Origin of the sequence: Bradyrhizobium sp. SZCCHNRI2009, from assembly GCF_032485115.1 — a bacterium.
Lineage (GTDB): Bacteria > Pseudomonadota > Alphaproteobacteria > Rhizobiales > Xanthobacteraceae > Bradyrhizobium.
Genome location: NZ_JAUEUH010000012.1, coordinates 1 through 16,396, shown reverse-complemented (window position 1 = coordinate 16,396; position 16,396 = coordinate 1). Strand labels below are relative to the sequence as shown.

Below are 16,396 nucleotides of genomic sequence, written 5' to 3'. Positions count from 1 at the left end.
GCTGGTCATTAGCACAGCCCTGTTAACGTTTGTCACGTCGCCATGGCCGAGCGCTGTCCACGCCATCGAAACGAACGCCTCGGCGCTGCGGATCGACGAGCGCATCGGCGGCGGCAATTTGGTCACGCATCTGGCCGGCAAGAGCGCGCAGATCTATCAGGCACTGCACGGTGTCGGTGCCAGGATGGGCCGAATGGATTCCTACGGCTGGCGGACGTTGGCGCGGGTACCGACGCCGCACGATTTCGATGCCGCGATGCTGGAGGCGCACAAGAACGGTATCATGCCGCTGATCCTGCTGGAGTATGAAGGCAGCTATCAGAGCCTGACTCCGCCGCAGCCGATCGGGTCCTATCAGGACTGGTTCGCGGCTGGGCAGGCGATGGCGAGACGTTTCCGCCCCGGCGGCGAATGGGGCCGCGAAAACGGTATTCCCGATTGGGGTGCTACCGTCTTCACCGCCATCAACGAGCCCGATGTGCAGGCCACGATCCCGCGCCAGGACTATCACGACGCGCTGGCCGGGCTTGCCGACGGTGTTCACAGCGTCGCCCCCAAGCTGCGGGTCGTTCCCGGCGGCTTTGCCACCTGCAACTCGCATGGCGATGCGACGTTGCGCGGCTACGGTCCGGCGATCGCCGATCTGCTCGAGGACGGCCGTCTCGACGGCATCGACCTGCATACCTACTACAATGATAAATGGTATCCGATGACCCGCGGCCGCGAGTTCTCGGTGCAGACCTGCTTCGACCGTATCAAGCAGGCGATGGGGCTGAGCCGCGACATCAACTTCTACGCAACCGAGTTCAACGTCGCTCGCGCCGGCGCGTGGGACAGCGATACGGACGCGGCCAGATTGTTTCTCAATGCGATCTGGGACCAGCTTGCGGTGGTTGGCAAGGATGGCAGCATGCCGGTGTCCATGCTGGCGTTTCCTTGGAATCTCGGCGACACACCCGATGTCGACGGCCTGGCCTATGCGATGGCGACGGGCAAGGATCCCTGGACCCCGGAGGCGCGCAGCCTCGTGGTGAAGACGGTGCTGCAGCTCGCCGGTCACATGAGGATCGTGTCCATCGACCGGCGGCTGGCGCTGTACACGCTGCGCGGATCGGATGCCGATTTGATCGTGTGGCAGAACATTGCCGGCTGGACCGAGCGGCCGGGCCGCGCGGTCGAGCTCGAGCTGCCCGCAGGGACGCGCAGCCTCGAGGTCTGGGGCTGGGATGGGCTGCGGCGCCGGATCGAGGCAAAGCCCGGACGTTTCTTCGTCGACGGCCTCAATGCCGATGAAACCTACATGTTTCGCGTGCCGCGGCCGTGAGCGGCGGCTCGGATCGCGAAGATCATGTCGGCGCTGATCGAAGCCTGTCGGGTGTGGCTCGCATGTTCCATTAACTGAAAAGTAAGGCCAGCACGACGTGGTTCACTGCCGCCAAAGCTTTTTACGATAATTGCCGTCATGACGATCCCGCCGCGCCATGGGTGGCGCGCCGGATCTCTCTCGGGTGATGCTGGAATGCAGCCAATCAAAAAGGCTGAGATTGCAAATGACAGGCCGGCTCCCGCGCAGGCCGTGACCGGCGTTCGCATCCGAGAGATCGGCGCGGCGGATCTGCCGGCGGTCGCCGCACTGCTGACGCGCGGATTCGCCTTTCGCAGCGAGGCCTATTGGTTGCGCGGACTCGAACGCCACGCGGCGCGCCCGCGGCCGGCCGGCTATCCGGCATTCGGCTATTGTCTCGACCAAGCCGGGGTGCCTGTCGGCGTGATCCTGCTGCTGTTCTCCGAGCTCCACATCGGCGGTGAGCCGATCGTCAGGGCCAATGTCTCGAGCTGGTATGTCGAGCCGGCGTTCCGTGCCTTCAGCTCGATGCTGGTGCGCGCGGCGACGCGCGACAAGACGGTGACCTATTTCAACATCACGCCGGCCCCGCACACTTGGCCACAGGTCGAGGCTCAGGGCTTTTCGGTCTACTGCAAGGGACAGGTCTACGCCGCGCTGGCCCTGTCGCGACCGCGCTCGGATGTCCGTATCGAAGAATTCTCCGAGGACGATGTGCACGGGCTCTCTCCCGATGAGGCGGATCTGTTGCGGCAGCATGCGCAATGGGGGTGTCTCAGTCTCGTCGCGCGCGAGGCCGATGCGGCGTATCCGTTCGTGTTTCAGAAGCACCGGGTGATGAATGCGCTGCCGGTGTATCGCCTGCTGTATTGCCGGGATGTCGCTGACCTCGTGCGGCTGGCCGGCAACATCGGCTGGCTGCTGCTGCGGCGCGGCGGCCTGCTGGTGCGGCTCGATGCCAATGGGCCCATCGCAGGGCTGGCCGGCTGGTACTCGGACAAGCGCGGACGCAAATATGCCAAAGGTCCGCATCCGCCGCATCTCGGCGATCTCGCCTTCACCGAAGCCGCGCTGTTCGACGGCTGAGAGGTGGCAATCGATTGGGTTGCATGGTCCCGCTGCGGCGGCCGGGATACTCGCTCGCGTGGTCTATGGGACCGGTGTGACGGCACGCACAGTCTGGGCTTCCGGCATGCGCCATCCTCCTGGCAACGGAGGAGGTCATCCATGTCTTACGTTTTCGAACTCGCGCTGGCGGCGATGCTGCTGTTCTTCCTGTTCCTGCCGATCACCGATCGCAGGACGGTCATGATGAAGCTCTGCATGATCATGGTCGTCGCCATCCTGTTCACGGTTACGCTGGCCGTCCCGCATGGCGGCGCACCATCCGCCCACGCCCTGGTGCTGACGGCAAACTGATGTGGCGCGGGTGAGCTCCGGCCTTGCCGCTCGAGCATGATGTTTGGACGGGGCGATCCAGACGGCGCGGCTCGCAGATCGAACGGCCGCCGGTTGGCAGTCCGCCCCTCATCGTGTAGCACCGGCTGAACCTTACGCCACGCTCAGGGGATCCGGATGCCTGCTCTTGCCCATGCGCTGCTCGCCGCCCTGAAGGACCATGGCGCCCGCGAGATCTTCGGCATTCCCGGCGACTTCGTGCTGCCGCTGTTCAAGGTCATCGAGGAGAGCAACATCCTGCCGAGCGTCACGCTGAGCCATGAGCCGGCGGTCGGCTTCGCCGCGGATGCGGCCGCGCGCTATCATGGCGGCCTCGGCGTCGCCGTCGTCACCTACGGCGCCGGCGCCTTCAACGTCGTGAACGCGGTCGCCGGCGCCTATGCCGAACGCTCGCCCGTCGTGGTGATCGCGGGCGCGCCCGGCGCGCGTGAGCGCGTCTCCGGCTTTCTGCTGCACCACCAGGCCCGCACCGTCGACACGCAGCTCGCGGTGTTCAAGGAGATCACCTGCGATCAGGCGGTGCTGAGCGATCCGGCCACCGCCCCGGCCCAGATTGCGCGCGTGCTGCGCAGCGCGAAGGAGATGTCGCTGCCGGTGTATCTCGAATTTCCGCGCGACATGGTCGATGCCGAGGTCGAGCCGGTGGTGCCGCTGCCGCCGCGGCGGGCCAGCCGCGAGGCGCTCGACGAATGCGTCGAGGAGATCCTCGCCCGCATCGCGCAGGCAGAGCGTCCCGTGATCGTCGTCGACGTCGAAATCCGCCGCTACGGTGTCGAGGACAGGATCGCCGCGCTGGCGCGCAAGCTGGGTCTCCCGCTGGTGACGACCTTCATGGGCCGCGGCCTGCTCGACAGGGCCGACGATGTCGTCGCCGGCACCTATCTCGGCGCCGCGGGCAATCCGGCGATCACGGAGCTGGTCGAGAATGCCGATCTCGTGCTGATGCTGGGCGTCATCCTGTCGGATACCAATTTCGCGTTGTCGAACCGGGCGCCAGACCCGCGCCGCATGATCCTGGCCGCCAGCCGTGAGGTGCAGATCGGTCATCACGCCTATCGCGACATGCCGCTCGGCGATCTGATCGATGCGCTCGACGAGCGCGCGGCACCCCGGGCCGCAGCTCCCGGCCTGCCGCGGCAGCGCTCGGCCTATCCGCGCGGCCTCGCTGCCGATGGCGCGCCGATTGCGCCTTCGGACATCGCGACCGCGGTCAACGACATGTTCGACCGCCACGGCCGGATGCCGATGACATCCGATATCGGCGATTGCCTGTTCACCGCGATGGAGATCGACAATACCGCGCTGGCCGCGCCGGGCTACTACGCGGGGATGGGCTTCGGCGTGCCGGCGGGCATCGGCGTGGCCGCGACCGGACTTCGTCCGCTGATCCTGGTCGGCGACGGCGCGTTCCAGATGACCGGATGGGAGCTCGGCAACTGCCGCCGCTACGGGCTCGATCCGATCGTCGTGCTGTTCAACAATTGCAGCTGGGAGATGCTGCGTGTGTTCCAGCCGGAATCGCGGTTCAACGATCTCGACGACTGGCACTATGCCGACATCGCCAATTCCATCGGCGGCACCGGCGAGCGCGTCGCCACCCGCAGCGAGCTCGTCGCCGCGCTGGAGCGCGCAGTGCATCGGCGCGGACGCTTCTCGCTGATCGAAGTGATGCTGCCGCGCGGCAAGACCTCGGACACGCTGGCGCGCTTCGTGGCGGGCTTCAAGTCGGCGCGCGAACGCATGGCCCAGGGATAGGATGGCCGGAAGGCCGTCTCGACGCGCCGCCGTCAACCGGTTGCAGACCGCAGCACCGTCTTGATCGCGTCGCGGCCCTTCCAGGCGAAATAGGTGAGGCGGCCGCCGAACGAGCGATGGCTGCGCAGCCTGTTCGAGCCGAGCACGTGTCCGACCTCTTCGGGGAAGCGCTTGACCTCGGCCTGCACCATTCTGTCGGTATTGGCCATGATGGTGCTCAGGCGCGTACCCCAGTCCGAGTCCTCGATGCGATCGATGCGGACCTGGATCGCATATTCGATGTCATAGATGCTGGTCAGGATTTCCTTGGCGGTCACGACGCGGTTGTTCTTCAACGCGATCCGGAGCGCGAGCCGCTTGTCCTCCAACTGGTCGAGCACCATCGGCACGGTCATCGCGTAGGGTGCCGCGATGACGTCGGCAATGTTCTTCGAGCGCGCCGCCTTCGTCGCCAGCCGCATCACCTGCCACGGCTCCTTCAGACGCTTGGCGACGAGCGTCAACGCAAAGGGCACGGCTTCCGGCTGCCTCTTGCGCAGGGCATCGAGCAGCAGCACCATCTTCTTCACCTGCGGATCGTCGAACTCCGCGATCCGGTCCGGCAGCGAATCGGCGAACTTCGCGAGTTCCTCGCGGGCGCGCAGCGCCTTCATCAGCTTGACGACATCGTCGAACACCGACGGCGAGGCCGTATAGGCCTTCAGCTTGCTGCGGACCTGCTCGATGCCCTCGGCGCGCGCCAACGTGCCTTCCAGCGACTTCGTCACCTTGGTCTGGAACGCGCTCGCCGTCTGGCGGATCTCGCGCTGCTTGTCCGCCGCGATCAGGTCCTTCATCTGTGCATTATAGTCGCGCGCCATGGTCGGCAGCAGATCGCGCGAGATCCATTCCCAGATCGGCGTGAGGGAGCCGCGGGCAATGCGGCCCTCATTGGCATGCTCCGGCGAACCGTCGATGAGAAGCTGCTCGACCGGCATGAAGAAGTAGCGCGAAGGATTGATGGTGCGGTGGCCGCCGGCGCCATTGTTGTTGCGGATCTCGGCGCGCAGCCGGGCCTGGAGGTCGGCGGATCCCGGCATGTCGACGCCGCTCAGCTCCAGCCGTTCGAGCTCGCTGAGCAGACAGCTTCGTGTCAGCGGTGACAACCGCTGCAGGAATTCCCAGATCCGGTCGACCGGTCCCATTGGCGTCAGGCTGTCAGCTATATCTCAAGGTCGCTCGTCTCCACGGACGGGCACGGAACGCATGGAAGCACGAAACAGTTGGTGCGAAATTAATGTCAGTAAACAATCGTAGTAATGCGCGGCATCGTGGACAGCCGCCGCCGCACGCGCCGCGGACGTCTCCTTGAAGGGTGGCATCACGCCCCGGCTTAACCATTGCAGCTTGCAACTTTTTGGGGAAATGATCGACGGTTGCGCGAGTTGCCGGAACAATCCCGTATTGCTACGGACGACATAATTAACCATGTTAAAGCCGCCCTCGCGTCAGAATGAGGCATGGCACAGCTGAACAACAGCCTTTCCGACGCTCACGCCGCACCTGCTCCGGGCGGCCAAGGGGTTAACGACCCGGATCTCCTGGCGACCCGTTCCGGCATGTCTGCGCCGCTCGCGATGGGACGTCACGACGACCAGGGCAGGCTCGCTTTGGCGCGTCAGCTGAACGGTTCGCTCACCGCCCTGATGCTCTACATGGAGGAAATCAAGCAGCGCAGTGACGAGATTGCCAGGACGCCCGGCGAGCGCCGGCATGTCCAGCTCGTCGTCGACAACGCGTTGCTGCAGACCGAGCGGATCTGCGCCCTGGTCAACCAGATGTCCGGCGCGCACGGGCAGTTCGGACCGCTGTCACGGGCGGCGCCGGCTCCCGAGGAGGGCGCGGTGCCCGGGCGGCCACCCGGCCGGGCCAGCAAGTCGCTGACCCCGCGCGAATACGAGGTCCTCAAGCTGATCAGTGAGGGGCACTCGAACAAGGAGGGCGCCTTGCGCATGGGCATCAGCCCCCGCACCTTCGAGAGCCATCGCGCCGAAGCCATGCGCAAGGTTGGCGCGCGCAATACCGCCGAACTCGTCCGCGCAGCACTCCTCAATCAGATCGGATGACGGCGAACGAGCGCGAATGCCGCGCTCGTGCCTTCGAGGTGGGCCCTGCGATGCAGACAACGACAATCGGCGTCCGACCGGCTCGGTCGAACGCGCTGATTGCGGACGCGGATGTCCGTGCTGTCAGAAATAATCCTCGGCGAAGGGACGAACCCGGGAGGTCGGGCGCAGCGGCGCTTGCGCCTTGGGCGGTGTCGGCACGATCGTAATGGTCCAGCGCGGCGGTACGCTCGCTTCCTTTTCCATGACTGAACGGACGTGGCCGGTGATCGTCGATCCGCCGGATTTCACGGTCGCGGTCCGGCCGTTGAACTGCGCAATTCGGAAACGCCTGACTTCCTTCTGGTCGGCGGTTTCAAAAGTAAACATGGGACACATCTCCTATGTGACCCCGAGTCTCGCAGCTCATGATTAGTTGATTGTGAAAATCGTGAGCCGTAGAAGTACGGCGTCAACCCATTGTAAGGGATTATGAAGGTCAGGTTCGGCGAATCCGCGTTCGTGAACGTCTCGTTTGCCATCTCGATCGTCGGAGCCCGTCCTCGTCGCCGCGGTGCACCGTGCGGGGACGTCGCGCGGATCGGCATGCGCCAGGGAGGCCTGCGGCCTCCCCGCGTCAATATTGCAGCTCCTGGGCGCGGGCGGCGGCGTAGGCGGCCTCGATGTTGTCGAGCAGCTCGGCATACTCCTTGGCGGACAGGCGTGGTGCGCTCTTCTCCAGCGCCAGCGCGTAGGTTGCAAGCCGGCGGTACCCGAAGGTTCCGGCTGCGCTCTTCAGCGAATGCGCCTCGCGGCCGATCTTGATGCGCTCGCCGTCGAGCGTCAGCTGGCGGAGCTGCTTCAGCCGCGCATCCGTCTCGCTGAAGAACACGTCGCGGATCTCCTGCGCCGCCTCGTCTCCGATCTCGCCGACCAGCTCGGCGTAGGCTTCGCGGTCCAGCGCAGCTTCGGGAGCAATTTCGGTGTCGGCGCCAATGTCGGGGGCCGCGGCATCCGCCTGAGCCGGCACCAGCGGGGCGTCTGACGCCGCGGTGTCCAGCACCGGAACGGGCAGGGGCAGCACGCGCAGGATGGCCTCCACGAGCGCCTTCTTGCGGGCGGGCTTGACGACGAAATCGTTCATCCCGGCTTCCCGGCAGGCTCGGATATCCTCCATGAAGGCGTTCGCCGTGAAGGCGATGATCGGCACGTTGGAGCGGCGCTCGCCTCGCGCGCGAATGGTCCGGGTCGCCTGGAAGCCGTCCATCTCCGGCATGCGGACGTCCATCAGGATGAGGTCGTAGTTGAAGCGGCTGGCGGCGGTGACGGCCTCGGCGCCGTCGCAGGCCGTGTCGGTCTGGATGTCGAAATCCTTGAGCATCTTGGTCGCGACCAGGCGGTTGGTCGGATTGTCGTCCACCACGAGGACGCGCAGCGGCCGGCCGAACGCCGCGATCCGGTTCTGCAGCGAGGTGTAGATGCCGTCGTCGTTCTGCTCTGGCACCGCGATGGTCTCGGCAATCGGCAGCGTCAGGCGGAACGAGAAGGTGGATCCGCTGCCCAGCGTCGAGGTGACCCTGATGTCACCCCCCATCTGCTCGATCAGTCGCTTGCAGATCGCGAGTCCGAGTCCGGAGCCCCCGAACCGGCGGCTGATCGAATTGTCGGCCTGGACGAAGTTCGTGAACAGCGAGCCGATCTTGTCGGCGGCAATGCCGATGCCGGTGTCGGTCACCGTCCATTCCACGGTCGCCTTCTCGTCATCCTTCTCGATGCAGCGCGTCGTGACGACGACCTCGCCGGACGAGGTGAACTTGACCGCGTTGGAAACCAGGTTGAGCAGGATCTGGCGAATGCGGCCGGCGTCGCCGACCAGCGCCGGCGGCACGGATGGGTCGCCGACGCTCCTCAGCTTCAGGTCCTTGGCGGAAGCCCGCGGCCCGATGATGCTGAGCGTGTTGTGGACCAGGGCCTCGGCGGAGAACGCGATGTCCTCGAGCGAGAGCTGGCCGGATTCGAGCTTGGAGAAGTCGAGAATGTCGTTGAGGATCTCGAGCAGATTGTCGCCGGCATTGTGGATCGCCACCACCGAACGGCGCTGCTCGGGATCGAGATTGGTTTCCAGCAGCGTCGTGGCGAGGCCGAGCACCGCGTTCATCGGCGTGCGGATCTCGTGGCTCATCATCGCGACGAAGGTGGACTTCGCCGCGTTCGCGGCCTCGGCGGCCTCGATCAGGTGCTGGTGGCGTTCCCACCAGCGGGAGATCAGGACCGCGGCCGCGAGCACGGCCATCGCGCTCACCAGCGACACGATGACCAGAAGCGTCGCCATGTCGCGCCAGGCCTTCAGGACGTCGTGCTCGAATACCGACACCACGATCATCGCGGGATAATTGGGCAGCATCTTTGCCGCCCGCAGGCGCATCTCGCCGGTTCGTGCGGAGGGCTCGCGCAGCACGCCGCCGGCCGACAGCGCGCGCTGACCGAAGCCGGAGGTCGGCCTGCCGATCTCGCTCGTGGGCGGAAAATGCGCGAGCAGCGTCCCGTCCTCGCGGATCAGCGACACCGCCGCATCGAGACCCTGCGCGGTGGAGCCGAAGAAGTTCTCCAGATAGGGCACCGACATGGCGCCGAGCATCATGCCCATGAACTCGCCATTGGGATCGTCGAGCCGGCGGGCAAAATAGATGTTCCAGGTGCCGTCGCCGCGATTCTGAACCGGCGTGCTGAGGAACGTGTGCGGTGCAGGGCCGGCCTTCAGCGCCTTGAAGTAGTCGCGGTCGGCGATGTTGACGTCCGGGATCGGCCAGTAGCGCGAGAAGTTCAGGAGCCTGCCTTGCGCGTCGATCAGCGTCACCGCATCGATCTGCGGCAGTCCCGCGATCTTTTCCTTGAGCAGGAGGTGGGTCTGATGGTCTGACGCGACCTTGCGATACGCCGCAGCGTCGATGGCGCCGCCGCGCACCAGGTAGTCGCGCACGCTCGTGAGCACGAGGTCGACGGACTTCACCGAACGGTCGGCGTTCTCGGCAAGCGTGAGGCTATGGCGGCTGAGATCTTCCTCGGCGTGCTGAAGCGCGTTCTCGCGCAGATTGGTGAGGAAGAAGAGGTTGCTGCCGGCAATGACGCAGACGAGGATCAGCGCGATCGCTGCAGGCGCTCCCAGAAAGCGCTTCTTTTTGCTCATCGCCTGCTACCAGCCCGCCGCTCTGACCAGCCGCCGGCGATCGGTCTCCTGCGCGATCTGCTTCAGAGTTTGCCGGGGCCGCATCAGGTCGATCGGCTTCGAGAAGGGGGGATCTATGTTGAGCTCGAGAACCTCCGTGCCGGGGCGTTTGCCCAGCGAGAGTTCCGGCATGGTGCAGTCCAAGCTCCTCTTCTGCAGGACGATCGAGGCTGCGTCGACCGAGCTCACGTCCGTCGTGTTGAAGCCGGCCTGTGCTGCAATCTTTCGCAAGATTGAAACATGCACGGCGGCATCTTCGATCACGAGGAGTTCGTTGCGCATGAATTCCCTGTCCCGTTGCCGCCCTGACACGGTCATCGGCAAGCAGGATCATGTCTACCGGCCGGCTCTGACCCCCTCGTAAATTTTGGTTTCCGTACGACTACGGGGAGCGTGCGGCGATGTATGCGTCCTGCCATCGTCAACCGCGCGGAGTTCGTCCGCCAAAGAGAAAGCGGCCGGACACCGGTCCGGCCGCCGCGCAGGGCATTTCCGGGGAGCTCGGCTATTCGGCCGGGCCGAACACGGCTTCCATCTTGGTCTTGAGCGTCGCAGCGTTGAACGGCTTGACGATGTAGTTGCTCACGCCGGCCTTCTTGGCGGCAATGACGTTCTCGGTCTTCGATTCGGCCGTGATCATGATGAACGGCGTCTTCGACAGTTCCGGGCTGGCGCGCACCTCGCGCAGCAGGTCGTAGCCGGTCATCGGCTCCATGTTCCAGTCGGAGATCACGAGGCCATACTTCTTCGCCTGCATCTTGGAGAGCGCGGCCGATCCGTCGCTGGCGTCGTCGACGTTCTCGAATCCGAGCTGCTTCAGCAGGTTGCGGATGATCCGGATCATAGTGGCGTAGTCATCGACCACCAGGATCGGCATCGACAGATCAAAGGCCATGTCATTACTCCGCGCGTCTGGTCAAAAGCCGAACACGGGCGAGATATATCAGCACGAAGATAATTCGACGCTTCTTGGAACTCGCGCTCGTCAGCACGTCGACAATTATCAGCGCCCGTTGAACAGCGCGTTAATTCCGTCCGCAGCGGTGATGGGGATCATGCAATGGGCCGTAGTTGTACGGAGGCAAGGGCGTTCGGCGAGGCGCCGGCGCGCGACGGCCGGAACGACGCCTGCTTACGGCAGGCTGCGCGGCCGGACCAGATTCTCGTAGTGGGCCTTCACGGCGCCGTAGCACTCACACGCCGTCTTCTTCAGCCCCTCCAGATCGATGATCTCGATATGGCCGCGGCTATAGTGGATGAAGTCCGCCTGCTGCAGCGTGCTCGCCACCAGCGAAACGCTGTTGCGCCGGGCGCCGATCATCTGGGCCAGGGACTCCTGGGTGATGTAGAGCTTGTTGCCGCCTGAAAGGTCATGCGTCTGCAGCAGGCAACGGGCGAGACGCGACTCGACGGTGTGGGCGGCGTTGCAACCGGCGGTCTGCTGACTCTGCACGTAGATGGCGAGTGCGTGGCGCAACATCAGCGCGCGAAACGAGGGGCTCTGTTCGGCGGCTGCCCGTACCCTGTCGATGTCGACGACCGATGCAGCACCGGGAACGAGGACCACCGCGCTGTTCAGCACCACCGGATCGCCGCCCGCGAGCAGGGACATGCTTCCGAAGAAGCTATCGCGACCGATCATCGCCACCTGAACGCGCTCTCCGCGCGCGAGGTTCACGACCAGCGAGATCACGCCGCGATGAGGAAAGTAGATGCGCGAAAGCTTTTCGCCGACCTCGGCGAGAATGGAGTCTTGCACCAGATCCACGGTCCGCAGATAGGGTCGGATCAGCTCGAAATCATCGTCGGTCAACGACGACAGGAAACCGTTCGGAGAACGCAAGCTGGGGTCCAAAGCCATCTCCTGCATTGCAGTATCGGAGCCTCGCAGATCTCAATGCCCTCATGGTTCCATAGAACTGCGTCCCATCCGCTGACAAGAAGAATCACGGGTAATATTCCCAGTAAAGGCCATTCGTTCCTGCTGTGTGCGTTGTCGTGCAGACAGGCGCGAATGCGCTTTGCGGATTTGGGCCGTCAACGTGTGTGCGATGTGCTGATCTGATCGCGCGCGGTTGTATACAGTCGGCACGCATCCGGCCTCCGCCTCGGCTCGTGAAAGCAGCGCAGCACACTTGCGGCGAACGTCTCGTTGCTCCGGCCGCGGCAGCTCCGATGGGCACGGACGCCACGTAGCAAGCGCCGCAATTGACAGCGGACATCTTGAGGCCAAAATCGCTAATAAGCGCGCTGATTCGTTGACGGATCTTTTTCTGTCGGATGCAACTCTCGTCGCGAGTGGAGGCATCGGCCGGTGTCCTGCGACTGGCGTGACGAGGTTGTCGTCCTGGCAGGAGCGGGAGTCCGACTGATGCTGCATCCAGCCGGAGCGCGATCGATGGTCGCGGTGAGACTGAGCGCCAAGGCTGAGCATCAAGACGAAGCTGAACATCGCAGCGGCGTCCGTGCGTTTGCGTCCCGATAGCCCCGCCGTCCTCCCCCCAACAGGTATTGCACGATTCATGGCCTCTTCCACCTACCAGCGGTCCAATCAGTCGCTACCGAGCCCGGGCGCAGACATTCCGGCTGCTGCGACGCCGGACATCCACCCCGGGATGGCCATCGTGGGTCAGGTTGCCGGTGGCCTGCTGCACGACTTCAACAACATTCTCACCGTGATCACGGGGACCATCGACATTCTCGCCGAAGCGGTCGAGGACAAGCCTGAACTGGCGGCCGTCGCGCGTCTGATCGACGAGGCCGCGACCCGGGGCGCTCGATTGACGTCGCAGCTTCTGTCGTTCGCAAGGGGCCGGCCGCCGCAGCCATGTGCGGTGGAGTTGAACGAGCTCCTGGTCGACGTCGCTCGCCTGCTTCGTCCGACATTGGGCACCGAGGTCGAGGTGACGACGTCGGTGGACGCGGACGTGCCGGCCGTCTTCGCTGATCCGGGCCAGTTGATGGCGGCATTGCTGTGTCTTGCGATCGGGGCCCGACATCGACTGGAGCACGGTGGCCGCATCGACATCCAGGCCAGGCGCATGAGTGCGGACGCCTCGGGCGCCGGCGGCATCTCCTCCGACGTGCAGATCGTGTTGACGGCGTCGGTGAGTGCGGCGGAGGCCGGTCCAGCCGATCCCGTGTTCTCGGAGATCCGGCTGGTCGAGGATTTCGTCAGGCGCTCGAACGGACGTCTGGAGCTCCAGGAGCCGCACGGCCGGACCGCCAGCGTCGAGATCGTCCTCCCGCACGCGGACCGCACCCCCGCGTAACCGGCCGCTCTTCCGCAAGCTCATAGTTAGCACTGCCTTAACGGTCGCACCGCGTATCGGCGCGCGCCCGTCAGACGTGGATCCGTGCGCCATTTTACCGTGAATCGCGGCGGCCTGCACGCATTTGATCAAACTGATTAGCGGCCAATTAGGATTAACGGCGGCGGGGGAGGCTGCGCGCGGCCGTTCCGAAGTCAATTTAACGAACGGGTAGGATTCCGCGGACCAGTCTGCGCCATCGCCGACAGAACGGTGCGGCGATGTCTACTCATGTTCATCCAGAAGGGAATGACAATGTCAGGTATCGTACTCTCTGCGTCGGTTCGCCAGAACCTGCTCTCGCTCCAGTCGACGGCTCAGCTCCTCGCCACCACGCAGAACAACCTCTCCACGGGCAAGAAGGTCAACTCGGCGCTCGACAATCCGACCAACTTCTTCACCGCCCAGGGTCTCGACAACCGCGCTTCCGACATCTCCAATCTGCTCGACGGCATCGGCAACGGCGTGCAGGTGCTGCAGGCCGCCAACACCGGCATCACCTCGCTGCAGAAGCTCGTCGACAGCGCCAAGTCGATCGCCAACCAGGTTCTGCAGAGCGCGGTGGGCTACTCCACCAAGTCGAGCGTGACCTCGGCGGCTCTGACCGGGGCGACCGCCACCGACCTGCTCGGCTCCAGCTCGACGGCTGTGACCGGCTCGGTCGTGAACAACGACAATACCTCGAGCGCGGTGGCGATCACCGGCTCGACCAAGCTGTCGGGCACGGCAGGCACCGCGTCGAACAACCTCGCCTCCGGCATCACCTCCGGTGAGACGCTGGTCGTCAACGGCACCACCTTCACCTTCATCACCGGCACGTCCTCGACGGGCACCAACATCGGCATCGGCGACAGCGTCAGCAACCTGCTGTCGGCGATCCAGACCCAGACCGGCGTGACCGCGTCGATCACCGCGGGTGCGATCACCCTGACGCCGCCGGCAGCGGGATTGACGCTCTCGGGCAGCACCGGCACCTTGGGCAAGCTCGGGCTGACTGCCGTCGGCGATGGCTTGTCAGGTCAGACCTTGACGGTCGGCGCCACAGGAGGTGGCACGGCGACAAGCATCACGTTCGGTCTAGGGACAGGACAGGTCAAGTCGCTGAACGATCTCAACGCGAAGCTCGCAGCCAACAACCTGCAGGCCACGGTCGACTCGTCCACCGGCAAGATCTCGATCACCACGACCAACGACGCGGCTTCGGCCACGATCGGTGCGATCGGCGGTACGTCGGCTGCATCCAGCCAGGCCTTCAACGGTCTGACGGCGGCGGCTCCGGTGGCGGACGCGACCGCGCAGACGCAGCGCGCGAGCTTGGTCTCCCAGTACAACAACGTGCTGGCGCAGATCAACACGACCGCGGCCGACGCTTCGTTCAACGGCATCAACCTGCTGAACGGCGACACGCTGAAGTTGACCTTCAACGAAACCGGCAAGTCGACGCTGTCGATCACCGGTGTCACGTTCAACTCGGCTGGCCTCGGCCTGTCGAACCTGACCTCGGGCACCGACTTCCTCGACAACAACTCGGCGAACAAGGTCATCGGCGTCCTCAACTCGGCGAGCTCCACGCTGCGCAACGAGGCCTCGACGCTGGGTTCGAACCTCTCGGTCGTGCAGGTTCGTCAGGACTTCAACAAGAACCTGATCAACGTGCTGCAGACCGGCTCGTCGAACCTGACGCTGGCCGACACCAACGAGGAAGCGGCCAACAGCCAGGCGCTGTCGACCCGCCAGTCGATCGCGGTGTCCGCGCTGTCGCTCGCCAACCAGTCGCAGGCGAGCGTGCTGCAGCTCCTGCGCTAAGGCGCGGGCGGCACCCACCAATATCGGAGGCGGCGGGGCTTGCCCCGCCGTTTTCGGCTCTAGACTATTCGCAAATTGACGCCGCTCGGCTGCGGCGCCGGATCAGCCGGACAGCGAGCACGAGAGCAACGTCGTGTCGACGCGAATGCAGCCTGCCGACGACGCCGCTCCCGAGAGGAGGCTCCCGAGAGGAGCCTTCTGAGAGGAGACTGGGCCATGCCCCTGCGGGTCGAGCTGAAGCCTTTCGAGCGCATCGTGATCGGCGACACCGTCATCGTCAATTCGAACACGCGCGCCCGCTTCATCGTCGAAGGCGACGCGCCCATCCTCCGCGAGCGTGACACCGTCACCGCCGAGACCGCCGATACGCCGGCCAAGCGCCTCTATCTCTGCGTCCAGACGATGTATCTGAAGAACGACGCGATCCGTTATCGCGCGTCCTATCTCGCCTGTATGAACGAGTTGCGCAGGGCGATTCCGGAAGCCGCCGGCCAAGCCGAGATGGTGGATCGCCATGTCACGGAAGGAGCGCTGTACAAGGCGCTGAAGGAGATCAGGGCGCTGATCGAGCGAGAGGATCGCGCAGTTGCGCCGGCCGAAGCGATGCCTTGACATTCCGGCCGCGGAAGGGGCCGGGCTCGCCGCAGCCTGAGAGGTCGATACTACGTCCGTATTAGCACGGACAATAAAATTAACGGGACGGATAAAAGCCCCACCTAACGATGGCGTGGACGAAAGTCTGTTCAGCCGAGTCGGCGAGGGCCGGGTACCGATCCGCGCTGCTGGTGAAGGCCGGGACCGACCGTCGCTCTGACAGGATCAGCGGTCGCCCCGTGACCGCGGCGCCAATTCTTGGAAGGCCAGTTTCATGGACGATCTGTTGCGTGAGTTCCTGACGGAGACCAGCGAGAGCCTGGATACCGTCGACAATCAATTGGTACGGTTCGAGCAGGAGCCGAACAACGCCAAGATCCTCGATAACATCTTCCGGCTGGTGCACACGATCAAGGGGACCTGCGGCTTCCTCGGCCTGCCGCGGCTCGAAGCACTGGCGCATGCCGCCGAGACCCTGATGGGCAAATTCCGCGACGGCATGCCGGTGACCGGCGAGGCCGTGACCTTGATCCTGACCACGATCGACCGCATCAAGGACATCCTGGGACAGCTCGAGGCCAACGAGGCCGAGCCCGAGGGTGAGGACCGCGACCTCATCAGCGAGCTCGAGGCCATGGTCGAGCGCGGCATGGCGGCGATGGCCGCCGGCGAGGCGGCCCCGCCGCTCGCTCCCGCGGCGCCCGAACCGCCGCCCAAGCCGGCGGTGACGCACGGCTCCTTGATCGACCAGACGCTGGAGCGTCCGCTGCGTCCGGGCGAAGTGTCGCTCGACGAGCTCGAGCGGGCCTTCCGCGAG

Annotated in this window: 15 protein-coding genes; 9 read left to right on the top strand and 6 right to left on the bottom strand. The window is 64.9% G+C overall.

The window, feature by feature from the left end:
* Positions 1-64: 64 nt before the first annotated feature.
* The 4 genes from QX041_RS31060 (at position 65) to ipdC (ending at position 4,558) form a co-directional block, all read left to right on the top strand.
* Positions 65-1,324 (top strand): hypothetical protein, encoded by a 1,260-nt coding sequence (locus QX041_RS31060; RefSeq protein WP_316167814.1) that lies wholly within the window; start codon positions 65-67, stop codon positions 1,322-1,324.
* Between the two features lie 195 nt (positions 1,325-1,519).
* Complete coding sequence (locus QX041_RS31055) at positions 1,520-2,431, top strand: acyl-CoA acyltransferase (protein ID WP_316167734.1); 912 nt, start codon at positions 1,520-1,522, stop codon at positions 2,429-2,431.
* A gap of 141 nt (positions 2,432-2,572) precedes the next feature.
* Complete coding sequence (locus QX041_RS31050) at positions 2,573-2,764, top strand: hypothetical protein (RefSeq protein WP_315715989.1); 192 nt, start codon at positions 2,573-2,575, stop codon at positions 2,762-2,764.
* A 156-nt stretch (positions 2,765-2,920) separates the two neighbouring features.
* A complete protein-coding gene (ipdC, locus tag QX041_RS31045; RefSeq protein WP_315715990.1) occupies positions 2,921-4,558 on the top strand; it encodes an indolepyruvate/phenylpyruvate decarboxylase in 1,638 nt (545 codons plus the stop codon).
* A 32-nt stretch (positions 4,559-4,590) separates the two neighbouring features.
* On the opposite strand, the gene QX041_RS31040 is transcribed toward ipdC, so the two are convergent.
* Entirely contained in the window at positions 4,591-5,742 is a 1,152-nt protein-coding gene (locus QX041_RS31040) for a hypothetical protein (protein WP_315750707.1), read from the bottom strand.
* A gap of 315 nt (positions 5,743-6,057) precedes the next feature.
* On the opposite strand from QX041_RS31040, the gene QX041_RS31035 reads away from it, so the two are divergent.
* Positions 6,058-6,663, top strand: coding sequence for a helix-turn-helix transcriptional regulator (locus QX041_RS31035; protein WP_316167733.1), 606 nt, complete (start codon positions 6,058-6,060; stop codon positions 6,661-6,663).
* Between the two features lie 123 nt (positions 6,664-6,786).
* Here QX041_RS31035 and QX041_RS31030 read toward each other — a convergent pair whose 3' ends face one another.
* From QX041_RS31030 to QX041_RS31010, 5 genes are all read right to left on the bottom strand, one after another.
* Positions 6,787-7,032 (bottom strand): hypothetical protein, encoded by a 246-nt coding sequence (locus QX041_RS31030; protein ID WP_006614403.1) that lies wholly within the window; start codon positions 7,030-7,032, stop codon positions 6,787-6,789.
* 247 nt (positions 7,033-7,279) lie between these two features.
* Positions 7,280-9,829 (bottom strand): hybrid sensor histidine kinase/response regulator, encoded by a 2,550-nt coding sequence (locus tag QX041_RS31025; protein ID WP_316159430.1) that lies wholly within the window; start codon positions 9,827-9,829, stop codon positions 7,280-7,282.
* Between the two features lie 6 nt (positions 9,830-9,835).
* Entirely contained in the window at positions 9,836-10,150 is a 315-nt protein-coding gene (locus QX041_RS31020) for a response regulator (RefSeq protein WP_316167732.1), read from the bottom strand.
* Between the two features lie 223 nt (positions 10,151-10,373).
* A complete protein-coding gene (locus QX041_RS31015; protein ID WP_008968243.1) occupies positions 10,374-10,763 on the bottom strand; it encodes a response regulator in 390 nt (129 codons plus the stop codon).
* Between the two features lie 237 nt (positions 10,764-11,000).
* Positions 11,001-11,723 (bottom strand): Crp/Fnr family transcriptional regulator, encoded by a 723-nt coding sequence (locus tag QX041_RS31010; protein ID WP_315715994.1) that lies wholly within the window; start codon positions 11,721-11,723, stop codon positions 11,001-11,003.
* Between the two features lie 667 nt (positions 11,724-12,390).
* On the opposite strand from QX041_RS31010, the gene QX041_RS31005 reads away from it, so the two are divergent.
* From QX041_RS31005 to QX041_RS30990, 4 genes are all read left to right on the top strand, one after another.
* Positions 12,391-13,140: a histidine kinase dimerization/phospho-acceptor domain-containing protein gene (locus QX041_RS31005; protein ID WP_315825811.1), complete on the top strand. Its 750-nt coding sequence runs from the start codon at positions 12,391-12,393 to the stop codon at positions 13,138-13,140.
* Positions 13,141-13,434: 294 nt separating this feature from the next.
* The gene (locus tag QX041_RS31000; protein WP_315729343.1) at positions 13,435-14,985 is read left to right on the top strand and encodes a flagellin; all 1,551 of its coding nucleotides are present in this window, start codon (positions 13,435-13,437) and stop codon (positions 14,983-14,985) included.
* Positions 14,986-15,201: 216 nt separating this feature from the next.
* Positions 15,202-15,597, top strand: a complete 396-nt coding sequence (flbT, locus tag QX041_RS30995; protein ID WP_316167731.1) for a flagellar biosynthesis repressor FlbT — start codon at positions 15,202-15,204, stop codon at positions 15,595-15,597.
* Between the two features lie 256 nt (positions 15,598-15,853).
* Positions 15,854-16,396: Hpt domain-containing protein (locus tag QX041_RS30990; RefSeq protein ID WP_316167730.1), on the top strand; the 543-nt coding region annotated here is incomplete at its 3' end.

Coding starts and splice junctions, on each gene's coding strand:
- QX041_RS31055 (WP_316167734.1), top strand. CDS start 1,520: ATGCAGCCAATCAAAAAGGCTGAGATTGCAAATGACAGGCCGGCTCCC.
- QX041_RS31050 (WP_315715989.1), top strand. CDS start 2,573: ATGTCTTACGTTTTCGAACTCGCGCTGGCGGCGATGCTGCTGTTCTTC.
- ipdC (WP_315715990.1), top strand. CDS start 2,921: ATGCCTGCTCTTGCCCATGCGCTGCTCGCCGCCCTGAAGGACCATGGC.
- QX041_RS31040 (WP_315750707.1), bottom strand. CDS start 5,742: ATGGGACCGGTCGACCGGATCTGGGAATTCCTGCAGCGGTTGTCACCG.
- QX041_RS31035 (WP_316167733.1), top strand. CDS start 6,058: ATGGCACAGCTGAACAACAGCCTTTCCGACGCTCACGCCGCACCTGCT.
- QX041_RS31030 (WP_006614403.1), bottom strand. CDS start 7,032: ATGTTTACTTTTGAAACCGCCGACCAGAAGGAAGTCAGGCGTTTCCGA.
- QX041_RS31025 (WP_316159430.1), bottom strand. CDS start 9,829: ATGAGCAAAAAGAAGCGCTTTCTGGGAGCGCCTGCAGCGATCGCGCTG.
- QX041_RS31020 (WP_316167732.1), bottom strand. CDS start 10,150: ATGCGCAACGAACTCCTCGTGATCGAAGATGCCGCCGTGCATGTTTCA.
- QX041_RS31015 (WP_008968243.1), bottom strand. CDS start 10,763: ATGGCCTTTGATCTGTCGATGCCGATCCTGGTGGTCGATGACTACGCC.
- QX041_RS31005 (WP_315825811.1), top strand. CDS start 12,391: ATGGCCTCTTCCACCTACCAGCGGTCCAATCAGTCGCTACCGAGCCCG.
- QX041_RS31000 (WP_315729343.1), top strand. CDS start 13,435: ATGTCAGGTATCGTACTCTCTGCGTCGGTTCGCCAGAACCTGCTCTCG.
- flbT (WP_316167731.1), top strand. CDS start 15,202: ATGCCCCTGCGGGTCGAGCTGAAGCCTTTCGAGCGCATCGTGATCGGC.